Origin of the sequence: Pseudomonas sp. Irchel s3h17 (assembly GCF_900187505.1) — a bacterium.
GTDB lineage: Bacteria > Pseudomonadota > Gammaproteobacteria > Pseudomonadales > Pseudomonadaceae > Aquipseudomonas.
Genome location: NZ_FYDL01000003.1, coordinates 381,643 through 395,851, shown reverse-complemented (window position 1 = coordinate 395,851; position 14,209 = coordinate 381,643). Strand labels below are relative to the sequence as shown.

Annotated in this window: 8 protein-coding genes and 1 pseudogene; 2 read left to right on the top strand and 7 right to left on the bottom strand. The window is 62.4% G+C overall.

The window, feature by feature from the left end; translation table 11 throughout:
- Window positions 1-13: 13 nt before the first annotated feature.
- Entirely contained in the window at window positions 14-307 is a 294-nt protein-coding gene (locus CKW25_RS05850) for a hypothetical protein (protein WP_095078247.1), read from the top strand.
- A 69-nt stretch (window positions 308-376) separates the two neighbouring features.
- On the opposite strand, the gene CKW25_RS05845 is transcribed toward CKW25_RS05850, so the two are convergent.
- A complete protein-coding gene (locus CKW25_RS05845; protein ID WP_095078246.1) occupies window positions 377-5,272 on the bottom strand; it encodes an alpha-2-macroglobulin in 4,896 nt (1,631 codons plus the stop codon).
- A gap of 184 nt (window positions 5,273-5,456) precedes the next feature.
- Between CKW25_RS05845 and CKW25_RS05840 the strand changes: the two genes are divergently transcribed.
- Window positions 5,457-6,806, top strand: a complete 1,350-nt coding sequence (locus CKW25_RS05840) for an MATE family efflux transporter (protein ID WP_095078245.1) — start codon at window positions 5,457-5,459, stop codon at window positions 6,804-6,806.
- Between the two features lie 259 nt (window positions 6,807-7,065).
- On the opposite strand, the gene CKW25_RS05835 is transcribed toward CKW25_RS05840, so the two are convergent.
- The 6 genes and pseudogenes from CKW25_RS05835 to CKW25_RS05810 form a co-directional block, all read right to left on the bottom strand.
- The gene (locus CKW25_RS05835) at window positions 7,066-7,851 is read right to left on the bottom strand and encodes a DUF4123 domain-containing protein (RefSeq protein WP_095078286.1); all 786 of its coding nucleotides are present in this window, start codon (window positions 7,849-7,851) and stop codon (window positions 7,066-7,068) included.
- A 963-nt stretch (window positions 7,852-8,814) separates the two neighbouring features.
- A pseudogene (locus CKW25_RS27320) lies at window positions 8,815-9,444 on the bottom strand (contractile injection system protein, VgrG/Pvc8 family); the annotation flags it as partial.
- Window positions 9,445-9,677: 233 nt separating this feature from the next.
- Window positions 9,678-11,591: an arginine decarboxylase gene (gene speA / locus CKW25_RS05825; RefSeq protein ID WP_095078244.1), complete on the bottom strand. Its 1,914-nt coding sequence runs from the start codon at window positions 11,589-11,591 to the stop codon at window positions 9,678-9,680.
- A gap of 221 nt (window positions 11,592-11,812) precedes the next feature.
- On the bottom strand, window positions 11,813-12,184 hold the full coding sequence (locus tag CKW25_RS05820) for a translation initiation factor Sui1 (protein ID WP_095078243.1): 372 nt from the start codon (window positions 12,182-12,184) through the stop codon (window positions 11,813-11,815).
- A gap of 289 nt (window positions 12,185-12,473) precedes the next feature.
- Window positions 12,474-13,031, bottom strand: coding sequence for an NUDIX hydrolase (locus CKW25_RS05815; protein ID WP_095078242.1), 558 nt, complete (start codon window positions 13,029-13,031; stop codon window positions 12,474-12,476).
- A gap of 3 nt (window positions 13,032-13,034) precedes the next feature.
- Window positions 13,035-14,102 carry a DUF2333 family protein gene (locus CKW25_RS05810; protein WP_095078241.1) on the bottom strand — a complete coding sequence of 356 codons (1,068 nt, stop codon included), beginning with the start codon at window positions 14,100-14,102 and terminating at the stop codon, window positions 13,035-13,037.
- Between the last annotated feature and the right edge of the window lie 107 nt (window positions 14,103-14,209).

The following is a 14,209-nucleotide window of genomic DNA, read 5'->3' as shown; positions in this document are numbered from 1 at the left end:
TCAGGACGCACACATGCAGGTAGAAAGCTTTTTCGAGTGGCTCGGCCAGGCGCTGGGGTCGGTCATCCGGTTCATCGTCGAGGTGCTCAGTGGGTTGTTCAATACCTTGACTTCCGCCGGTGGCAATTTTGTCGAAGGCCTGTCGCAGGCACTGGGCATGGACACCTCGGTCATCAGCATCATCGCATTGCTCATCGGTTTGATGCTGCTGTACTCGGCTATTCGCGCCTTCATGCGTGCATCGATTATCGCCGGGGTTATCTGGCTGATGCTGGGGCTGTGGGTGCTGAGCTGGGTGATTCACTGATTCGGATCAGCGCCCCAACTTGATCGTTCCCACGCTCGCGCGCAGGAACGATCAATTCCCCGAGGGTATTCAGCGCCCCTTGATCACCATCTGCGGTACGGTTTCACCCACGGCCTGCCAGTTCGGCCGGTACATCGACTCCACTTGCGGTGGCGGTACACGGTAGATACCCGGGGTGACAGCCCGTGCCAGGTACAGCAAGTGCGAGGTCTCGCGACCCTCCAGATTCATTGCCGCCACGTAACGGTCATCGCGGAACTCCTGGTGCTTGAGGCTGGCGTTCTGCATTGACTCGCGCCACTCCTTGACCTGGCTGCTGGCGTTTTCCAGGCTCGCGGCGCTTTGTGCCAGGTTCTGGTTTTCCAGCTCCAGGCCCGCCGGCAACAAGTCCACCACCAGTGCGTCCGGCACGCGCTGTTTGGCGCTGACGGCAATGTGCACCAGCACCAGATCGCCGCTGGCCAGGTCGCTGAGGTCCAGCGGCTGGCCGTTCATGCCCAGGTACTCGCGGCGAATCCTCAGGTTCTCGCCACCCGGTACCGGCGCGTGTTGTGGATAACCGGAGATCGTCAGCTGCTGATAGACCGGCTCGCTGCCTTCGTTGCGCAGGGACAGCGGCGAAGCCAGCAACGGCCCCTCCAGTTTGAGCCCCGGCTGGTCGTTGCTCAGCTCACGGGTTTCGTTGCCGCTGCTCAATTGCGCGGTCCAGTTGGCTTCCGGCTGGCCCAGCAATCCACGACCGGCGAGGAACAACGCATTACGCTCCTGCGTCGACAGGTACGGGCTGGCCGCCAGTTGATCGGACAGCTCGAACAAACGCTCTTCGCGTGCACCCTGGCCCAGGTCGTTCTCCTCCAGCAACGCCAGGATCAACGCCTGATCCCGCAGCGGGCTACCGTAGTCGGCCAGCCAGTCGTTCGGTTGACGTGACGCCGCCAGTCCAGCCAGCAACGCTTGCTTGGCACGGGGTTGATCGCCCATTTTCTGCAAGGCAATCGACAGTTGCACCAATGGCAGGCCGGAGCGGGCATCGCTACGGCGCTCGAACAGACTGCGCAGCGCCCCCAAAGGGGCCTGTTGGCTGCGAGCCAGCACCAGGCCTGCATACGCCTGTACGGCAAAGCGGGTGTGTTCGTCGTTTTCGCTGTAGTTCACTTCGATCAGGTTGCGCTCCTGCAGGTAGCGCAACAGCCGTTCACTGGCCTTTTTCAGGGCTTCGGGCGGTACGGCAAAACCCTGGTCACGCGCACGCAGCAGGAAGTCCGTGACATAAGCCGTCAACCAGTACTCCTCTTCGCCATCGGCGCCCCATAGGCCAAAGCTGCCGTTGTAGCGCTGCATGCCCAGCAAGCGCTCGATACCCAATTCGATCTTGCGCTTGCGCTCGGCGTCCGGATCACCTTCCAGCCCCAGGCGTTTCAGGCTGGCGGCATCGGCATACAGTGACGGGTAGAGCCCGCTGGTGGTTTGTTCCAGGCAACCGTAAGGGTAAGCCTTGAGCGCGCGAATCTGTTCGCCAAGGTTCAGCGGCGGCCGACTCGACAGGCTGAGCAAGGCTTCGCGCCCGGCCACTTCGAACTGCGACAACTGCCCTTCAGGCAAGGTCCACGGCTGGTCCTTGAGCACCGCGCGATAGTGCTTGAGCAGCGCCGGATACGCCGGACGCACCCCCAGGGTCCACTCGCGGGTGAACGGCGGCAGGCTCTCGCCCGGCAAGTCGAGACCGTTGACCAGGACCTTGACCTTGCCCTGACCGAAACCACCCAGCGCGCGCACCGGGATGTGCAGCGTGGTGCGCTGGCCCTGGGTCAACGCCACGCTGTGCGCGGTCTCGCCCTCCAAGTCCAGTTGACCTTCGGTGCTCAGTTGCACCTCCAGCTTCTGTGCCTTGCCCGAGAGGTTCGACAGGTCCAGCGCCAGGGTGGTCTGGTCGCCACCGGCGAGGAAACGCGGTGCCGACAGTTCGGCGATCAAGGGTGCGGCGATCACGGTTTTGCCTTCGGCCATGCCGTAGCGTTCATCGGTCCAGGCCTGGGCCATCACCCGCAGCTCACCGTTGAAGTCCGGGATGTCGACGCTGACCTCGCCTTCGCCCTGCTCGTTCAGGGTCACCGGTGCGCTTTGCAGGGCAACGATGGTCACGCTGGTGTCCGGGCGCTTGCCCCCCTTGGCGAGTGCCGCGTCGCCCCCGAACGCCAGGCTGGCCAACCGACCCTGCCCGGCTTCGATCAGTTGCCCGTAGACATCCAGTTGGTCGGCACCATAGGCCTTGCGGCCGAACAGGCTGGAGTAAGGATCCGGGGTCGGATACTCAGTGATATTGAGGATGCCGACATCAACGGCAGCCAGCAGCACATGCACCTGTTTCGGCACACTGCCATCGGCGTTCTTCGCTTGAATCTTCACGCTCAGCGGTTGTTTCGGGCGCATTTTCTCCGGCACTGCCAGGCTCAGGCCGAGCTTGCGTTGAGTCCGGTCCAGCGGCAGATGCAACACGCCAACCGCGCGCTTGGGGGTGACGTTAGCCTTGCGCTCGCCGGGACGAATCACCAGTGCGCTGACATACAGGTCGTGGCGCGACCACTTCGGATCGAGTTTCACCGCATAGCTTTTACCTTCGGCCGGCACATCGATAGCCTGCCACCACAACGGGCCATCCGCCGATTCCACCAACAGATACCCTTTGCCGGCCGCTGGCGGCGTGACCGTGACGTTGGCCGTGTCGCCATCACCATAGGCGGGCTTGTCCAGCGCCAGCTTCACCTGGTCCGGACGTACCGCGCCGCCTTCGGCGTTGTCCTGGGCGCGGTAGCCGGCCCAGAAGCGCAGGCTGCTGACGACGCCGGTCTGCGGGTCTTCGACTTCGACGCGGTAAGGTCCCCATTCCACCGGGAAACTGACCTTGGCCGTACCACCGGCCTTGATGCTGACGGACTCTTCGGCCAGGTTGAGGAACTTCTCGTTGAAGTGATAGCTCCAGCCATCGTTGTCCGAGTAGTTCCAGTAGTAGTCGCGGCGCTCCTGGATCAGGCGCACCTTGAGGTTGTCGGCCGCCAGTTTCTGGCCTTCAGGGTTGGCCACCAACAGCTCGAACTCAACCGGGACGTCACCATCGGTTTCCGCGCCATCGAACAAGGCACGCAGCCCCGGCATGTGGTCCGCCGGCCATACCGGTTGCACCACGCGCCGGGTAATCGGCCGGCCACCGGACTCTTGCAGGCTGGCCTGGACGATCAGTTGCAGCGGCGACTTGACCTCGGCCCACTTGCTGTCCAGGGAGATCAGGACTTCACCGTCTTCATCCAGGGCGGTCTCTTCCAGCTCCAGGTCCTGGCTCAACTCCTCTTCGGTGACCGAGCCGAACTGATAGCCAGGCAAGCTCTTGACCGCTTCACGCAGCGGCCGCACATACACCTGGCCGCTCAAGCGATTGCCTGCGGCAGGGGCGCCGTACAGGTAACGACCATTGACCGCGACTTCGGCGGTGTCGGCGGGCTTGATCGGTACGTCGCTGCCCTTGAGGTCCAGGGCCAGGCGCTCGGGCAGGAAGTCTTCCACCAGGAACTCGTAGAGCTGCGGTTTGCCGTCACCCAGGTCGAACACCAATTGCCAGCGCCCGGTCGGCGCTTCAGCGGCCAGTTGCAGTTGATACTGGTAGAGGCCGGACGCATCGGCGTCCCAGACAAACTTGCGGCTGACCTGCTCATCCGGGCGCCGCACCTCGACGCTGACCGGCTGCGGCTTGACCGCGTTGCCGTCCTTGTCTCGCAACAAGGCATTGAGCAGTACGGTTTCGCCGGGACGGTAGAGGTCACGCGGGCCAAACACGAAAAACTGCAACGGGTGGGCCTGCGGTCCGGCAATGTTGAATTCGGCCAGGTCCAGCGCCGCACTGTTGAGTCGCAGCAGGCTGGTCTGTTCGCCCTGATGGGCCAGCAGCACCTCGGCCTTTTTCGGCAGCGGCAACTCGGCATGGCCGCCCTGCCCGGTCTTGCCTTGGGCAACCATCCGGCCATCGGCGTCGAGCAGCTCCAGGCTGATGCCGTCGAGGGCCTTGCCGCCATCCAGTGCCTGGGTGAACACGTCCAGGCGATTCTGGTAACGGTGCACCGACAAGCCAATGTCACTGAGGGTGAACAGGGTGGCCGGTTGCGAGTAGTTGTACGTACCGGAGGCGCGCATCACCGCCAGATAGACGCCTGGCTGCTGCAACGGCTTGAGGCCGGAAATCGGCAAGAGCAGGGTTTCACGGGTGTTGCGCGCCGGGTTCAGGTCGAAACGACCGCCATACACCAGCTCGGCCATGGGCAGCAGCTCGCGGGATTCATAGCTTTGCAGGCTGTTGTTGCGGCCCCACTGGGCGAGGAACGTCGGCAGCGATTCGGATTTGATACGGAAGAACTCGACATCGACCTTGTCGACGTTCAAGGCAATCACTGGCAACCCTTCCGCCAGGCGTGTCGGCAACAAGGTGCCACGACTGGCAAAGCCCACGGTCGGTTGCAGGTCACGGGTTTCCAGGCGGCTGACGAATTCGGCGGCCAGCTTCGCGTCGTTGACCCCCACCAGCCCGGCATCGACGGTGAGGACCAGTTTGCGCTGCGGCTCAAGGTGACGCAGGCGCAGTTCCATCAGGTTGTCGGCAAGCTCCCACGCGCCATCGACCTTGCCGCTCTTGCTGTCCACCAGGTGCAACTTTTCCGCGAATTTCTGCTGCGGGTCCAGCGGCACCGAGAAACTCACCGACAAGGTGCTGGCACCGTCGAGCTGGATTTCCGAGACATCCACCACGCTCAGCTCACGCCCGGCATAACGCTGTTTCAGCACGGCCATGTCCTGCACGACCTTGGGTGCCGTGGCCGTTGCAGTCGGCGCGGCGGGGGCCGCTGTCTTGTCGGGGGTCGATGAATCGCAGGCGCTGAGCAATGTCAGTACACAAGCCAGGAACAGTCCTTTGTTAAGCATGGGGCACTCGCGGGCAGGAGTCTCGAAGGGGGTAACTATAGCCCAAGCGCTTGCCAGGCTGATCAGATTGATCGACGACGGGGAGAGGGGTTCTCAAGCACGACCTGCTCCCCTTGCGGTTTTCCCCCGGACCACCTTCTTTCAGGATCTACCGCTACAATGCCCGCTCTCGCAAGGAGCCTGAATGTCTACCCTGATCACCGACTGGCGCGATCGTGCCACCCATCGTCGTGTCTGGGCGCTGGCCGCGCCGATGATTCTTTCGAACATTTCCGTGCCGCTGGTGGCGCTGGTCGACAGCACCGTGATCGGCCACCTGCCCCATGCCCATCAGTTGGGGGCGGTCGCGGTGGGTGCCAGCCTGTACACCTTCCTGGCCTGGGCCATGGGCTTTCTGCGTATGGGCTCCACCGGCTTCGCCGCGCAGGCCGCCGGACGGGGCGACGGCGCGGCGTTGCGGCAGATCCTGCTACAGGGCTTGTTGCTGGCGCTGGGCCTGTCCTTGCTACTCGGTGCGCTGGGCGTGCCGCTCAGTGGCGTGGCGCTGCACTTCATGCAACCGTCCGCCGAGCTTGACCAACTGACCCGGGACTTTTTCCATACCCGTCTGTTTGGCTTGCCCGCCGCCCTCGCCAGCTATGCGTTGGTCGGCTGGTTCCTCGGGACCCAGAACGCCCGTGCGCCGCTGGCGATACTGTTGACCACCAATCTGGTGAACATCGCCCTGAACCTGTGGTTCGTCATTGGCCTTGAGTGGGGCGTCGTCGGCTCGGCCCGGGCCTCGGTGATCGCCGAATGGACCGGCGCCCTGCTGGGCCTGGCCATGACCCGCGGCGCCCTGCGTGCCTACCCCGGGCATATCGCCTGGGCTGCACTGGCGCTCTGGCAGAGCTGGCGCCCCCTGTTGGCGGTCAACCGCGACATCTTCATCCGCAGCCTGCTGCTGCAATCGGTGTTCTTCATGGTCACGGTTCAAGGTGCGCGCCTGGGCGATGCGACGGTTGCCGCCAATGCCCTGCTGCTCAACGGCTTGCTCCTGACCGCGCATGCCCTGGATGGCCTGGCCCATGCCGTGGAAGCGCTCTGTGGCCACGCCATCGGCGCCCGTGACCGTGAGGCCTTGCGCCGCTCACTGGTCGTGGCCTGTGGCTGGTCATTGATCGCCAGCCTGGGCTTTGCCCTGCTGTTCCTGTGCGCCGGCCATCTGTTCATTGCCCTGCAGACGGACATACCGAGTGTGCGCGACACGGCCTTCATCTACTTGCCGTACCTCGCGGTATTGCCGTTGATCGCGGTCTGGAGCTACTTGCTCGATGGCCTGTTCATCGGCGCTACCCGCGCGCGGGAAATGCGCAACGGCATGCTCTTGACGGTCATCCTGCTACTGCCATTTGCCTGGGCGCTGCATGGGTTGGGCAACCATGGACTCTGGCTGACCTTCTTGCTGTTCATGGTACTGCGCAGCCTCACCCTGGCTGCGTTTGCCTGGCACTTGCGCAAGCACGACGGGTGGTTTGCCGGTCACGCTCGCTGAGCCGGCAAATACCGGCCTGGGCCTAATGCTGTTCAATTAAGAAACGTTTTAAGCGAGTTAGGGGCCCGCGGCGAGGGAGCTTGCTCCCGCTGGGCTGCATAGCAGCCCCAAAAAACTATCGCCGAGTTCATTCTGAAAGACCGCAATAGCTTTGTTAGGGGGGCGCTTCGCACCCCAGCGGGAGCAAGCTCCCTCGCCACGGGGGATGTATTGAGCAACCCTAGCCTTAACTGACTAGCAATAGGCCTGGGCCCGGGATTCAGGATGGGCCGTTCTGCCAACGGTTGCGCAAACTGTCGAGCCGCTCCTGCTGAGTGCGTCCCGGCAACGGCGCCTCCAGTGCCGCTGACGGGTACTGCAAGCGCAGTCGCAGCCAGCCATCCAGCACAGGGCTGTCGCTGAAGCCCAGCTCGAGCCCTTCCTGCACACAGGACCAGATCAAGCCATAGTCATGCCCTGTCGTCTGGTTCCAGCACCAGGCGTGGCGTTCCAGCATGCACGCCTGCAATTGGCCCTGCTGGCGCAAGCTGAGGTTGTCTTCGATCGCCAGCGCGCCGACCAACAAGGGCGGACGGCTCAATTGCTGCCAGCCCAGGCTGCCCATCGCCCGATCCGCCCAGGTGCCGCCGTACCAGTACAGCTTGTCGATCGGCCCCAGCCAGCGGCTCAAGTCGCGGGCATCGCAGCCATCAAAGAAATAGCTGGCGGTGTAGGGGTTGTAGTAACTGAGCAGGCCTTTGTAATGCAGCCCGAACGTGACTGTGAGCATTCGCCGCAGGTGTCCGAGCAACGGTTGCACCGAGGCCGATGTCTCCAGCAACAGGCCCGGCCAGTCCAGCGGCGCTTCGTGAACGCATTGCGCCAGCGCCGGTTGGGTCGACAGTTCCACCAACTGCGGCCCCTGGTCACGCAAGGCATGCAGATCGGTATTCTCGAACAATCCATGGCGCGGTGCATCGGCATAACATTGCTGCAGCTTCCACCCGGTGTCCGGCGCACCCGGGACATCCAGCAAAAACCATTGAGCCGCCTGGGTCACACTCATGCCACACCACTTTGACCAAACCCGGCGGCCATGCGACAGACGCAAACCGTTTGCCGGCAATGGCGCAAACTCCCACCTCCCACCTCCCGGCAACAGGCACAGCAGCACCAGCGGCTGACTGCTCCGGACCTGTGCCAGCCAATCACGGTGCGCCGCCGGGGATAGCGCCTCCCACTCCGCCGTGGTCGCCGTGACCGGTGCGGGGTCCGCCGCCTTGAGATGAATGCTCGGGCTGGACAAGCACAGGTCGGTACCGTCAAAACGCACCTCACTGCAACCCACCTTGAAGTGTCGTTGTGTGTAGGCATCAACGGTCAGCGCCTGACCACTGGAGAGCTGAAGCTGTTGCTCGGCGCCCACAAACATCGCCGCATTGATCTGCAGGTGCAGCAAGGCCTCGCGACCTGAGGCCGAAGGCGTCTCAGGATGCCGCACGGCGTCCCCGGGGAGCATCGCCGGCTGAAAGATCCCCGTGATCAACGGTTGGTCAGGATCGCCATCGATGAAGCTCACACAGACCTCCACCCCAGCGGCGAGGCCTGCAATCGCCTCGCCCGACAACCGGGTAGCAACCGGTAGCCAGCAATGGCTCGGGCTGGCGCCTTCGCCCTGATACAACCAGTCGAACTGCACGGCGACCCGCCCCGTCGAATCGAGATGCGTTCCCTCGACATGGACTATCCAGCCACGCTGTACGCTCCTCATTCGATGTTTCGGGTGCGGCTCATCAGGCTCGAACGGCCTGTCAGCCGGCATCGCCCACAAGCGGTTGCGGTAGTGCGGCACTGGCATGGAGTTGCCCGCGTGCTCGACCCGGGACAGTAACCACTGACCGTTCCACGCCGTACAGGCGTGCCCCGACAATGTCAGAACCCAACCGCTGCGCAGGGTCGGCAGGTCTGTTTCGGCTTCTGCGCGGATCGACGTGGGGCGCTGCGGGTCGCCCTCCCGGCTTTGCGCATGCACCTTGAAGTGCCTGATTGCAGGTGTGGCGCCCTCGACGTCGTAGGACTCGCTCGTACCAACGGATTCGCAGCCCAGGGTGTCGGTAAAGATCAGGCAGTGACTGCCCCGGCGGTGTCGAAAGAAGTAATGAATCCGCGCCAGCTCGCACAGGCGCTGAACAAATGCCAGGTCGGACTCGCGGTATTGGGTGCACACATCCAGCGCCGGGTAATCGCCCCGAAGCGCAAACCGACAGGCCTTCTCAGCGATGCCGTGCTCCCTCAGGACCTGGGCAAGGATCTGCGGGACCGACTGCCGGCTGAAGATCCGCTGACTGAAGCGTTGCGCCAGACAGGCCAGTCTCGGTCCAAACGACACCTGCCAGAGCCCCGGCTTCGCGCCACCGTGAAGCGGCGCCAGGTCATGAATCTGTCCATGGATACCGGCGCGCGCCTCCCCGAAGCACAGATAGGCCGGGCAATACATCAGGCTGGCGAGGTCCAGTTGTCTTTCATCGAGCTGCAACTCCAGCCAGAAAACATAGGGCGCACTGATGGATTCATGGCCGGTAAAGGCGGCAACCGTAAAGGGTTGGGACTGGCCCGCTATCTCCAGGCGAAATGACGGTTCGTTGACTGGATCGGACATCGACGTTTCTCTACAGGAGGGGCGGCCGGGGATTCTCGCTGAGAGACATGGCCGAGTAGAGTGCCGAAATACAACTTGGGAAAAAGCCTACGCGAAATGAAGAAACGCCAACGTTGATAGTGCGACGCGACTAAACATCTTTATAAAAATGAAGAACCGCCGCACCGGACTATCTGAAATTTCCGCAGCGTACGGAAAACTTTCAGACAGCCTGGTCACAGCGGTGACTGACCTCAGGAAGACAGGTAAGACGAACGAGTCAGGCCCAGACGCAGCGCGTCGAGGAACTGAGTGCGCTCGGAAGCACTGATTCGGGCGCTGGCAACCTTGTCGCGGTAGTGCGTCATCAGTTCTTCTGGCGACAAGTGCACATAACGCAGCATGTCCTCGATGGTGTCGTGGGTCTCGATACCGGCGTGGTAAACACTGCCATCGGCATTCTGGTAGATGTTCACCGAGTCGGTGTCACCGAACAGGTTATGCATGTCGCCCAGGATTTCCTGGTAGGCGCCTACCAGGAAAATCCCCAGCAGGTAGTCTTCACCGTCGTTCAGCGCATGCACCGGCAAGCTGGTTTCAATGCTCTGCTCATCGACGTACTGCTTGATCTTGCCGTCGGAGTCGCAGGTCAGGTCTTGCAGCACGGCGCGGCGCAGCGGCTCTTCGTCGAGACGGTGCAGCGGCAGGATCGGCAGGACCTGGCCGATGGCCCAGGTGTCGGGCAGGCTCTGGAACACCGAGAAGTTGCAGATGTACTTGTCGGCCAGCTTGTCATTGAGTTCGTCGAGCACCTGGCGGTGCGAACGCTGACGCGCCTTCAACGAGTTATGCAGGCGACGGCACACGGCGAAGTAGCATTGCTCGGCCAGGGCTTTTTCGGCCAGGGTCAGCTTGCCATCGGCATACTGGGTCGCCACGTCGCTCATGTAGTGAGTCGCGCGCCAGTAGGTTTCGGTGACCATCTCGATGTCGGTCGGACCCAGCAGGTCCACCAGCCACTGTACGGTTTCCGGCAGTTCTTCCTTGTTGGCGATCTTCGGCATGTCGTCGTTGTGCTTCTCGACGTCCGTCACTTGCACCACCAGCATGGCGTGGTGAGCCGTCAGGGAGCGGCCGCTCTCGGAGAAGATGTTCGGGTGCGGCAGGCTCTGCGCATCGCAGAATTCCTTGAGCATACCGACCACGACACCGGCGTAATCGTCCATGTCGTAGTTGATCGAACTGGCATTGCGCGAATGCGTGCCGTCGTAGTCGACACCCAACCCGCCACCGACGTCGATGTGATCGACCGGCAGGCCCAGGTTGCGCAACTCACCGTAGTAACGGATCGCTTCCTTGAACCCATGCTGGTAGTCCGCCAGGTTGGCGATCTGCGAGCCCATGTGGAAGTGCAGCAGGCGAATGCCCTGGTCCAGGCCCGCCGCGCGGAAGCGCTCGACCACCGACAGCAACTGCGCCGCCGACAGGCCGAACTTGGATTTCTCGCCACCGGTATCGGCCCATTTGCTCGACGCCAGGGACGACAGGCGAACCCGCAGGCCGACCTGAGGCTTGACCTTCAGCGAGGCGGCTTCCTCGATCACCAGGCCGACCTCGGATTCTTTCTCGATCACGATGAACACGTTGTGGCCCAGCTTCTGGCCCATCAGCGCCAGACGGATGAACTCACGGTCCTTGTAACCGTTGCAGACGATGGTACCGCCCTTCGGCGCCAGGGCCAGCACGGCCAGCAGCTCCGGCTTGGAGCCGGCTTCCAGGCCGATGGACACGTCCTGGGTAGCGATGATGTTTTCGATCACCGCTTCCTGCTGGTTGACCTTGATCGGGTACAGCGCGGTGTACTTGCTCTGGTATTCCAGGCGTTCGATGTTGGCATCGAAGGCACCGGTCAGCTGACGGACGCGATCTTGCAGGATGTCCGGGAAACGGACCAGCAATGGCAAGGACAGGCCGCTTTTACGCAGCTGGTCGACTTGCTCGAACAGATCGATGGGCGAACTGGTCGGACCGTTCGGACGAACTTCGACGCGACCGGCGTCATTGATCGCGAAATACCCGGCCCCCCAATGGCGAATCCCGTAAACACTGCGGCTGTCCGCAACTGTCCATTGGCTGCCATCGTCTTTGCGTGTGCGTCGTACGGACATCGAAGTCCCCTATAAATGAAGTCAGAGAGCGCCTCCCGGGTTGAGGGCTGGCGCAGCTTAAAGAATGTAAATGACGATTAGCCTGCACGAAGGGATAGACCCCGGATGCAGCGCTGAGTTTAGAAACCGGTCAGAACAGGCTCTGTGAAAACCCTGGAGACGACACCACACCTGAATCGGATCAGGCCTGCATCAAGTCGGAGTGGTCTTCACAGAGGCTGCTAGCCGCCGGATTTCTTCGCTTTGAAACCGTGTTTGATCAGTTCGGCCAAGAGTAGCTCGACATGATCGCCCTGGATTTCGATGATCCCGTCTTTCAACGCGCCACCGGTACCACAGCGTTTTTTCAACGTGGTGGCCAGCTCCTTGAGCGCGTCTTCAGCCAGCGGCACACCGCTGATGGTGGTCACCGTCTTGCCGCCACGGCCCTTGCTTTCGCGACGCACGCGCGCGATACCGTCGCCGGCCGGGATAACGGTTTGTTTGCAGATGCAGGTTGCCACCGGCTGGCTACAGTCCGGGCAATGTCGACCTGCGTCGGTGGAAAATACCAAGCCACCAAGGGCGGCGAAGGATGCGGCTTTTTTGGCCACCGGCAATCCTCTTGGGAGGACAAAGACTGGTCGCAGCAACGTAGGCACGTGCTATCGACCGCGAAGCCCCACTCAGGCAGGGGCAGCGCTACTGGACCGGTACAACCCTGCAGGAGCGAGCTTGCTCGCGATGGACATCAACGATAACGCGTGCACTCAGACAGCACCCATCATCCCTGCGTTCTTCGCGAGCAAGCTCGCTCCTACAAAAAGCAACCCGGTCCAGCTTGAAAAGGTCGCGCAGTGTAACGACAAAAAGCGTACTTGCTAAGAGCCAATCGGCGCCAATTTATACATCTTTTGCGATGTCGGCCCCGATCGAGCGCAGATAGCGTTTCAAGGCCGCCAAAGAGTCCGGGCAGTAAGACTTTTGGTGGATTTCCCGCATGACCTGTTCGATCGGGATAAAGCGCGCCTGGAGCACTTCCTCCGGCTGCAGGAGCAAAGGCCCGTCCCAGACCGCCGAAAAAGCCGAACACCAGAGCCGGTTACCGGTGTCTTCGAAGAAAAAGTGGTCGTGGGCGGTCAATGGCACACCACTCACACCCAGTTCCTCCGCCAGCTCCCTGGCCGCCGATTCGGCGTAGGTTTCCGTCGCCAGCACCATGCCGCCCGCCGCCACATCCCAGAACCCCGGGTAGATGGCCTTGCTGTAGGTGCGCTGGTGCACGCACAGGTCGCCCGCGGAGTTGAACAGCATGATGTAAGTGCCGCGCCCGATCAGGCCACGCGCGCGTAAATCCGCGCGCACCAGGGAGCCGAGCAGGTTGTCCTGCTCGTCGACCCAGGCAATCTGCTCGGCATCCGAGGCCGCGCGATGGGCGGCCTCCCGGGAGTTATCGACCATGATTCAGCCCTGGTTGAGCAGTTGGCGCAGGTCGATCACCGCCGCATTGGCCCGCGAAATGTAGTTGGCCATGACCAGCGAGTGGTTGGCCAATGGGCCGAAGCCGCTGCCGTTGAGGATCATCGGGCTCCAGAGTGTCTCCTGGGATGCTTCCAGCTCACGAATGATCTGCCGCACGCTGACGGTCGCGTTCTTCTTCGCCAGTACATCGGCGAAGTCGACTTCAATGGCACGCAGCAAATGCGACAGCGCCCAGGCCTGGCCGCGCGCTTCGTAGAACACGTTGTCGATCTGCATCCAAGGGGTTTCCACCACCTCTTCATCCAGTTGTGGCACCTGGCCCGGGGCCACGACTTCGGTTTTCAACGCGGTGTTGAGCTTGACCCGGCCGACACTGGCCGACAGGCGTTGCGACAGCGAACCCAGACGGGTGCCCACATCGCCCAGCCAGTTGTTCAGGTTATCGGCACGGGCGTAGAACAGCGCGTTCTTTTGCGTTGGGTCCGACAGGCGCGCCTGGTAGCGGCTCAGGGAGTTGATGCCCTCCTGGTACTCCGACTCACTGGACGGCAGCACCCAGCTCTTGTTGTCGAAGTTGAAGCGCGGTTCGGCCTTGGCCAGGTCGGCGTCTTCCGCCGATTGCGACTGCGAGCGGGCGAAGTCTTTACGCATGGCGCGCGTCAGGTCGCGCACCTGCACCAGCACGCCGTACTCCCAGCTCGGCGTGTTGTCCATCCACAGGCCCGGCGGGAAACGGTCGTTGGAGATATAGCCACCCGGCTTGTCGAGCAAGGTACCGGCAACGGTCTTGAGGGTTTCCACCGTGGTGTACCCGACAACCATCTGCTTGCCTTCTTTCTCGGCGGCGATTTGTGCGTTCTGCTGAACCGGAAACAGGGCCGGTTCCTTGCTCCAGTACCAACCCAAGGCAATGGTCACCACCAGGTAAAGGCCGATCAACGTGGCCAATGCGCGGCTGAACAGCAAACCACCAAAATAGCTGCGGGTTGCCGACTTGGGTTCGGCGGCACGTTCAGGCGCACTGCCTGCGCGGTTCTTCCAGTCCAGCATGGCGATATCCTTTCAATCACTTGAGTTCATCGGTTCGACCGCAACCCTACTCCATCGTGCCTGATGGTGAGCGGATTAATCCTGCCCCGGCACGGCGCTGCACGCAT